This window comes from Pandoraea sp. B-6, from assembly GCF_000282835.1.
Classification (GTDB): Bacteria; Pseudomonadota; Gammaproteobacteria; order Burkholderiales; family Burkholderiaceae; genus Pandoraea; species Pandoraea cepalis.
Genome location: NZ_KB290565.1, coordinates 16895 through 25363 on the forward strand (window position 1 = coordinate 16895; position 8469 = coordinate 25363).

At 64.0% G+C, this 8469-nt stretch carries 8 protein-coding genes and 1 pseudogene; 5 read left to right on the forward strand and 4 right to left on the reverse strand.

The features are described from left to right. The 5 genes from A985_RS26750 to A985_RS0122940 form a co-directional block, all read left to right on the forward strand. On the forward strand, positions 1-793 hold a 793-nt coding region (locus A985_RS26750), incomplete at its 5' end, for a DMT family transporter (RefSeq protein WP_039830759.1). 105 nt (positions 794-898) lie between these two features. After that, positions 899-1795, forward strand: coding sequence for a LysR family transcriptional regulator (locus A985_RS0122925; protein ID WP_017235716.1), 897 nt, complete (start codon positions 899-901; stop codon positions 1793-1795). 112 nt (positions 1796-1907) lie between these two features. After that, on the forward strand, positions 1908-3242 hold the full coding sequence (argG, locus tag A985_RS0122930; protein ID WP_017235717.1) for an argininosuccinate synthase: 1335 nt from the start codon (positions 1908-1910) through the stop codon (positions 3240-3242). A gap of 216 nt (positions 3243-3458) precedes the next feature. After that, complete coding sequence (locus A985_RS0122935; RefSeq protein WP_017235718.1) at positions 3459-4853, forward strand: HdeD family acid-resistance protein; 1395 nt, start codon at positions 3459-3461, stop codon at positions 4851-4853. 157 nt (positions 4854-5010) lie between these two features. Continuing rightward, complete coding sequence (locus A985_RS0122940) at positions 5011-6183, forward strand: alpha/beta fold hydrolase (protein ID WP_017235719.1); 1173 nt, start codon at positions 5011-5013, stop codon at positions 6181-6183. A gap of 282 nt (positions 6184-6465) precedes the next feature. Here A985_RS0122940 and A985_RS29905 read toward each other — a convergent pair whose 3' ends face one another. The 4 genes and pseudogenes from A985_RS29905 to A985_RS28785 all read right to left on the reverse strand — a co-directional run. After that, positions 6466-6636: a DUF6726 family protein gene (locus A985_RS29905; RefSeq protein ID WP_315973487.1), complete on the reverse strand. Its 171-nt coding sequence runs from the start codon at positions 6634-6636 to the stop codon at positions 6466-6468. A gap of 218 nt (positions 6637-6854) precedes the next feature. After that, positions 6855-7136, reverse strand: coding sequence for a DUF1653 domain-containing protein (locus tag A985_RS0122950; protein ID WP_017235721.1), 282 nt, complete (start codon positions 7134-7136; stop codon positions 6855-6857). 66 nt (positions 7137-7202) lie between these two features. Beyond that, the gene (locus tag A985_RS0122955) at positions 7203-7973 is read right to left on the reverse strand and encodes a DUF4239 domain-containing protein (RefSeq protein WP_157211562.1); all 771 of its coding nucleotides are present in this window, start codon (positions 7971-7973) and stop codon (positions 7203-7205) included. Positions 7974-8203: 230 nt separating this feature from the next. Next, a pseudogene (locus A985_RS28785) lies at positions 8204-8469 on the reverse strand (ATP-dependent helicase); the annotation flags it as partial.

An 8469-nucleotide genomic window follows, 5' to 3' on the forward strand; every position in this document is an offset into this window, starting at 1 on the left:
GCTTTGGAGCGGCGGCGCACTGGCTGCCAAATGGGGGCTGGCGCATGCGTCGGCGTTTGCGTTTCTCGTCATTCGACTGGGGGTGGCGCTGGCTGCGCTCACACTCATCGCACTGACGCGCCGTCAATGGTGGCCGGCCGCGAACACCCGGTGGCAGGTGGCGGGCACCGGTGTGCTGCTCATTGGCGGCTATCAGGCGGCGTACCTGCTGGCGCTCTCGCACGGCGTCACGCCCGGCGCACTCGCCACGGTGCTGGGCGTGCAGCCGATTCTCACGCTGGTGGCGCTGGAGCGGGCGCATAGCGCGCGACGTCTCACCGGACTTGCGCTCGCTCTCGCCGGTCTCGCACTGGTCGTCGCGCAAAGCCTGATGTCGGCGCGGTTGTCGGCGGCGGGCTCGCTGTGGGCGCTGGCCGCGCTGGCGTGCATGACGCTGGGTACCCTCGCGCAGAAAGGCTCGCGACAAACGCCGCTCGACGTACTGCCGCTGCAATACGCGGTCGGGTTCGCGCTGGCGTTGCTCGTCGTGCCCACGCAACCGTGGCACGTCGACGCGTCGCTCGGTTTCTGGCTGCCGCTGCTCTATATGGCGCTCGTGATTTCGGTCGGCGCGACGCTGCTGCTCTACCGCATGATCGCCACGGGCAATCTCGTCACCGTCACCAGCCTGTTCTATCTGGTGCCCGTAGTGACGGCGCTGCTCGACTGGGGCATCTTCGGCCATCGTCCCACGGCGCTCGCCGTCGCAGGCACGGCCGCGATCCTGCTGGGACTGCGATTGGCGCTTCGATAGGTCAGTCGCGCGCCATCTCGGCTAAGATTGTCGGCTACCGGGTGACAATGCTGGGGCGAATCCCCTCGTTGTCACCTGGATCTTCTTATGACTGGGAGCTTGCGGATGGATTTACTCGACGACATGCGGATCTTCGTCACTGCGGTCGATGCCATGAGCTTCACGGGCGCGGCGGCGAAGCTCAGCCTATCGAAACAGTTCGTGAGCCGCCGTATCTCGTCGCTGGAGCAGGCGCTTGGCGTGCGTTTGTTGTTGCGGACGACGCGGCGACTCGCGGTCACGGACCTCGGCCGCGTCTATTACGAGCGCGCGCGGCGCATTCTCGACGACGTGGAGGCGGCCAACCTCGCCGTGAGCAGTCAAGGGGAGCGCCCGCGTGGCAATCTGCGGGTCTCCGCCCCCATGTCATTCGGCACGATGTTTCTCGGGTCGGTCATTCCGTCGTTTCTCACGACCTATCCGGACGTCACCATCGAGCTGGAACTCAACGACCGCACCGTCGACATCATCGGCGAAGGCTACGACGTGGCGGTGCGCATCGGTGCACTGGCCGATTCGTCGCTGATCGGCCGGGCGGTCGCGCCCATGCGCATGGTGACCTGCGCCAGCCCGCGGTATCTGGAGGCGCACGATGCGCCGCAAACGCCGGAAGCGCTGCGCGAGCACGCCCTGCTGCCCTATGGGCATAGCCAGCGCGTGAGCTGGACGTACACGCGAGACGGTCATCCGGTCGAAATTCCGGTGACCGGTCGCCTGCGCGTGAACAATGGCGAACTGGCACGTGACGCCGCCGTGGCCGGGCTCGGCATCACGTGGCTGCCGGTGTTCATCGTGGCGCCCGCCTTGCTGAGTGGGCGGCTGGTCACGGTCCTCGACGCGTTCGCGCCCGCCCCGTCGGCGATCCACGTGGTCTATCCGCAGCATCGACAGGCATCGCTCGTGATTCGCGCGTTTTCCGATTTCCTGTCGTCCGCATGTAGCGTGGCCGGTACTCAATGGTGACCTTTTGCGCAATGTTTGGCGTCCCGACGCACGGGAATCGGCCGTCAGACTTGACCATCCATAGCCCGGACGGGGATACTTGACAGGTTAAAAACCCAGCTTTTCCACGCCGATGACCACGATTCTGCAACACATTCCCACGGGACAACGGGTCGGCATCGCCTTTTCGGGCGGTCTCGACACCAGCGCTGCGCTGCTTTGGATGCGCCAAAAGGGCGCGATTCCGTACGCTTACACGGCCAATCTGGGTCAGCCGGACGAACCCGACTATGACGAAATCCCGCGCCGCGCCATGGGTTACGGCGCCGAGAACGCCCGTCTGATCGACTGCCGTGCGCAACTCGTGGCCGAGGGCATCGCCGCCCTGCAATCGGGCGCGTTCCACATCTCGACCGCCGGCGTCACGTACTTCAACACCACGCCGATCGGCCGCGCCGTCACGGGCACGATGCTCGTCGCGGCAATGAAGGAAGATGACGTCAATATCTGGGGCGATGGCAGCACGTACAAGGGCAATGACATCGAGCGCTTCTACCGCTACGGTCTCTTGACCAACCCGGGCCTGCAAATTTACAAGCCGTGGCTCGACCAGACGTTCATCGACGAACTGGGCGGCCGCAAGGAAATGTCGGAATTCCTGATCGCCAACGGCTTCGATTACAAGATGTCGGTCGAGAAGGCCTATTCGACGGACTCGAACATGCTGGGGGCGACGCACGAAGCCAAGGACCTCGAGCATCTGAATTCGGGCATCAAGATCGTGCAGCCGATCATGGGCGTGCCGTTCTGGCGCGACGACTGCGCGATCAAGGCCGAAGAAGTCACCGTGCGCTTCGAAGAAGGCCAGCCGGTGGCACTCAATGGCAAGACGTTCGCAAGCGCCGTCGAGTTGTTCGAGGAAGCCAATCGCATCGGCGGCCGTCACGGCCTGGGCATGAGCGATCAGATCGAGAACCGCATCATCGAAGCCAAGAGCCGTGGCATCTATGAAGCCCCGGGCCTCGCGTTGCTGTTCATCGCGTACGAACGTCTGGTCACCGGCATCCACAACGAAGACACCATCGAGCAATATCGCGAGAATGGCCGCCGTCTGGGCCGTCTGCTGTATCAGGGCCGCTGGTTCGACCCGCAAGCCATCATGCTGCGCGAGTCGGCACAGCGCTGGGTGGCGCGTGCCGTGACCGGCGAAGTGACCGTCGAGCTGCGTCGCGGCAACGATTACTCGCTGCTCAACACGACGTCGCCGAACCTGACGTACAAGCCCGAGCGTCTGACGATGGAAAAGGGTGACTCGGTGTTCACGCCGCTCGACCGTATCGGCCAGCTCACGATGCGCACGCTCGACATCGTCGACACGCGCGAGAAGCTCATGACCTATGCCAAGGCCGGTCTGCTCACCGCATCGAGCGGCGACGCCCTGCCGCAGCTCGAAAGCAAGAAGGACTGACTCGGCCAACACTCGCCGTGCCCCTCGGGGCGCTGCGAGTATCGCCCGCCACAACAGGCGGCGCGCCCTGAAAGGAGCGCGCCGCCTTTGTTTTTGGTCTGTCACGGTTCACGCGCTAAGATAGCGTCAAAATCAGCCACATCCCCAATCGTCACGCATTCGGGGTGCGCGCCGTGTCCCGTCTCGCGGACAGGCGCATGCGATGGAGACCCTGCGTTGGTACGCTTGATATTGCTGTTGCTCGGCGTCGATTACTTGCGCCGCCGCGCCCTCGCCCTGATTTGGATCGGGGCGATTTTCTTCGCTTTCGGGCTGGCGCTGATCGTCGATGCCCTCGACGGGGTGGTGCACTTCCCGCTCAACGTGTTCGCCTGGCTGCTGCTGCTCGAAGGCCTGGCGACGCTGGCCATCGTCAGCATTGGCGTTGGCGGCCAGCGCATCGTGCGCGCACTCAAGGGCGGCACCTTTACCCTCGCCGCGTTGCTGGTGCTCTTCTTTCATCAACAGCACGGTAACTTCTGGCTGTCGATGTTGTTCGGTACGCTATTCCTCGCCGATGGGCTGCTGCAATGCGTGGCGGCCTATGTCGTGCGGTATCCGCGCTGGATGTGGGCCACGGCGGGGGGATTGGTCGAGATTGCCGTGGCGATCTTCTTTTATCAGCCGTATCCGACGCACTACAAGGGCACCTTGCCCTACGCCATCGGGCTGGGGCTCGCGTTCACCGGGTGGAACTTATTGGTCCTCGCCATGCGCGCGCGGCGCCTGCGCCGCGACTTCCGCGTCGAGCAGGTTCTCGGCAGCCCCAGCGACAAACGCGGCTTGTGGAGGAATCGTCCCCGCGCACCGCGCTGGGAGGGCCCACCCGCCGACGGCGAACCCGCGTTGACGGTGCACGTCTGGACGCCATCGGGCTCGTCCAAGGCCCCGGCGCGCCGTCACCCGGTCATCGATCGTTATATCGCCGCCGTCGACGGGAATGGTGTGATCTCGACGGGTCACGCCGCGCTGGAGAGTCACGAAGGCGTGTATGTGAGTCTGTATCCCGCCAAGGAAATCGACCGTTCTCCGGATCAATTCGGGCAACTGCTGCGCGCCACGCGCGAGAATGACGTCCCCGGCGTGTTCCAGCCGGACTATGCAACGGAATCGAAGGCCTGGTGCGCGTCCACCGTCAAGGTGCGTATTCGCAATTACAGCCCGCGTCAGCTAGGCACGTTCTGGCAGGCTTACCGTCAGGACGCCACCTATAACCTCACGCACCGCAACTGCTCGAGCAGTGTGGCCAAGGCGCTCGAGGCCGCAATCGAAGGCCGCGTGGGTCAACTGCCCGGCGGGGCGGATGCCGGCTGGTGGACGTTCGTACGTCTGTGGCTCACGCCCGAGTTGTGGGTCGCCGCGCAACTGCGCAAGCGGGCCGAGACGATGGCGTGGACGCCGGGCCTGGTGCTCGATTACGCGCGTGCCGTGAGCATGCTTGTCGACCCGCGTCCGTTCGGCTGGATCACGATGTCGTCGCTCGCGCTGCGTCGCATGCGCCGGGCGCGTCGCGCGTGGCAGGACGCCGCCGATCAGGCGAGCGTCGCACAATCGCAGGAAAATCGGCCCTAGCACGGCCGACGGAACACCGAAACGCCCGAGACATCTGAATGGCGACGGCGTAACGTCATGGATACGACGCAAGGCAATGGCAGCAGGTCCGCGGGCGACGCGTGAGCTTCACTCACGCATGCTTCAGAAGCACAACTCAATACGAGGACAGTTCAGTATGTTCCATCGCCTGTGGCGCTTTATCAGCGCCGCCCTGTTTGCCAGTCTGGTCATCGGCCGCGCGGCCCACGCGATCACGCCCGAAACCGCGCCCGCCACACTTCCACACGGGGCTATCGTCGACCGGCAGCCGCTCGATGCCGACCACGGCTTGCCCGAAGCCGGCGAGCAATTCCGCATTCGTTACAGCTCCATCGATGGCGTGGGTGGCACTGAAGCGCGAGAAGACACGGGTGCCGTCTTCCTTCCCAAAGGACCGACACCGCCCGGTGGCTGGCCGGTCGTTGTGTGGGCGCACGGTACGGTGGGCGTCGCCAGCGCGTGCGCGCCGTCGCTCAATGTGCGCAGCCAGCGCGACATGCAATATCTGGGCACATGGCTCTCACTCGGCTTCGCGATCGTGGCCCCCGATTACGCGGGTCTGGGCTCGCCCGGGCTGCACCATTATCTGAATTCGCGTGCGCAAGCCTACAGCGTGCTCGACAGCCTGCTGGCGGCACGCAGCGTCTTCCCGTTGCAGAACCGCGTCGTCCTCGTCGGGCAATCGCAGGGCGCGCACGCGGCGTTCTCGGCCGCCGGTTATCAGCCGCAATACGCGCCTGACGTCAAAGTGATCGCAACCGTGCTCACGGGCACGCCGTATTTCAACGCGCAGACGTCGGCCGCCATGCTGTTCGCGAGCCAACCCGATCCGGGCGCGCCGGATCCGAAGATTCCGTACGCGATGTACCTGTTCCTGTCGGCAGCCGACCGCGATCCGACGATGCAGGCGTCGCGCTACTTCTCACCGCAGGCGTTGCCTGTACTGAACGAAGCCCGCACGCTTTGCATCGACGAACTGACCGATCACTCCACGGCCGCCGGCCTGAATGCGGGCAACAGCATGCAGCCGGATATCCAGAAGCTGCTCGACAACCAGACGCCGTCACTGCGCTACCCGACGCTGCATATCAAGCATCCCGTGTTCATCGGCATGGGCATGAACGACATCGACGTGCCGGTCATCATGCAACAAGCGTTTGCGCGCGATGTGGCCCAAGCGGGAACCACCACCCTGGTGCGTACGTACGAAGGGCTCGATCACGATGCGACCGTCAATCCGTCGCTGCGCGATTCGGTGCCATTCGTCCTCGACCTCATGTCGACGAGAAAGCGTGCGCACGCACAATAATTAGAAGGATGCCTCGAAATTTGGAGTCGAAAAAGCAGAGAGAGACTGATGGAGGGCAGCGATAAGTAGCTGATTTTATTGTTGTTATTTTGTGTTGCATATGTGCAACATGCGGGTAACTACGTAAAATTACATATGGTGCGTCGCAACACAGCGTCCTATACTGAACTCGTCTCCTCCATGTCTCCTCCTGATATGGATTAAGCCCGCCATTCGCGGGCTTTCTTTTTTTGCGCGGCCGGAATTCGCTCGACCGTCCGGCGCGGTCATGACCCAGCGCGCTCAGTCGATAGCGGCCGCACACGCGTCCGTCGGCGTGGCCAGCACGCCCCCAACCCCCGGAATGATCTTCAGCCCCGCCGACGCCACCCGGCAGGGGGCAGCCATCAATCCGCACCCTGACACCGACGTCACGAACGGGAGAATGGCGAACAAGGCCCACCACCGGCGCAGATTGCGCGGGGCGGGTTTCGACGCCAATGTCGCGTCCCCCACGTCGGGGATGCGGAGCGCTTGCCTGTCGACCGTTGCCGGGCGGGAGCGCGAAGCGTCAATGGTGTGATGGGACATCGGGGGGCGCAGCGTCATGAGGGGGTGTCCTGATAAGGGCGAAATGCCAGTTGTTCATGTGATTTGCCGCGGGCGTCGCAAAGCGAGCGAGGCGCCGTGGCTCAGGCAGCAGGCGTCGTGTGGCCGATGTACGTGAAGCGCGGCACCGAACCGCTGTCCGTCTCCACCGGTTCATTCCAGATGCGCAACAGACGGGTGCTCATGGGTAGCCCTTCGCGCGGGTACAGCCGCGTATAGACGACCACCGGCTCATCGGTCTCATCGGCGCGGGCGACACCTAGCGCGAGATAACAATTGCCTTTGTAATGACGGTAGACGCCCGGGCGGAACGCCTCGATTTCCGGCGTGGATTCGGCCGACGGCGCGGACATATTCGATACCATCGTTCTCTTCTCCTGCTGACCACAACCGGATACGGTCGGGCAAAAAATGCTCGTTGAAGTTCCGCGTCAGCGCGGCACCGCGATCCCAACCGATTTCGCGAGCGGCGCGGGCGAGATGCCCGAAGCGCCACGGAACGGCTCATCGAGGTTGACGATCAACGCGATGACCATTCCGATCGCGCCCATGTGGATCGCGATGATGAAATTACTTTTCCACGAGCCCGGATACCGGCCGTTCATCGCCATCGCCGCCAGCATGAAGAGCGCGATGACCCACCAGAACACGTCGGGCACGGTTTTCGTCGAGTTTTCGAAACGTCCTTGGCGGGCCTCCTCCAACCGATCGAGCAAGGTCCGGATCGAACTGGCGCTGTCCTCGTGTTTCGCGACCACCCGACGCGTAGCCCCGACAAACGCCGTCAATGCCGCTTCGGTCACGGGCGACAGATCCGGGTCGGCGGTGCTCAACGTCTTCCATTCGTCGGTGACGGCGGACGTCACGTAGCTGCGCAGCAACACACGCGCCGCCTGCGCGTCGCTGTCGCCAACCGCCTTGAGTTCTCGATCGAGACGTCGGACCACCGACGCCTCGCGCAGCGCCTGATCGTCCGCATGGCCGAGGTTGGCGCGCACGTCGGTCAACACATGGGCGAGCACGAAAACGATGAATGCGAGCAGGCTACCGTGGACGACATCGGATACCGTGCCGCGCACCTCGGACGGATCGGCTAATCGATCGAACAGCCAGACACGCGCCAGCCACGCGACGGCCACGGCGAGCAGCGCTGTGCCGATGGCCATGCTGACAAGCAACAGCCCCGTCGGCATCAACGTCATTTGGTTCACCAGCCATTGCATTCGCGTTCCCCCGCATCCGTCTCGACAAAGCTTTGCGAAACTTACATGGCGGCAGTAAGCGCTGCACCGCCGCCGATGCGGCGACTATACCTGATGCGCGCCCGGCGACAAGCTGGCGACGACCTGACGATGCGTGGCCGCCGGGGCGCACGCGAACAGCGCCGCCCGCTCGAAAAGCCATCTGGGTGCCTGGTTCGCGAACCTTGTGCTCAAGACCACGCGTTGCGAAGCTTGCGAGCGACGTCGATGTGCACCGCCACGTCGCCCACCGGCCCCCGCAGCACCTCGCCCTCGCGCGGCTTCGGGAGAATTTCGTACAGCGGCAACATCGTGTCGGAGACGAAACGGCTGCGCGTGCCGTACACGTGGCGATCGCCCATTCCCGTTTGCTGATGCACGTAAAACCGCTGAGGCACGACCAATTGCAGCGATTCCTTCGCGCGCGTCATCGCCACATACAAGAGCCGACGCTCTT